This is a genomic window from Natrialba chahannaoensis JCM 10990, from assembly GCF_000337135.1.
Taxonomy (GTDB): domain Archaea; phylum Halobacteriota; class Halobacteria; order Halobacteriales; family Natrialbaceae; genus Natrialba; species Natrialba chahannaoensis.
This window is the reverse complement of sequence record NZ_AOIN01000001.1, coordinates 1-227: the sequence shown is the minus strand read 5'-3', so window position 1 is coordinate 227 and position 227 is coordinate 1. Positions and strand designations below refer to the sequence as shown.

Below are 227 nucleotides of genomic sequence, written 5' to 3'. Positions count from 1 at the left end.
GTCTCCTCGATTTCCTCCTGGGTGAGGTCGTCGTTGGCCGAGAGCATGAGGGCGATCACACCGGAGACGTGGGGTGCGGCCATCGAGGTTCCCGAGAGATGGTCGTACTCGTCGTCTGGCATTGCGCTGAGGACGTTCTCGCCGGGTGCGGAGACGTCTGGTTTGACCCACTCGTCGGGCCATGCTGGGTCAGGGTTGTCCCAGTTGTCGGCGGCGATAGTGTTGCC

1 protein-coding gene is annotated in these 227 nt (G+C 63.4%); it reads right to left on the bottom strand.

Annotation, left to right across the window (positions count from 1 at the left end; translation table 11 throughout):
- On the bottom strand, positions 1–227 hold a 227-nt coding region (locus C482_RS00005), incomplete at both ends, for a S8 family serine peptidase (protein ID WP_006165167.1).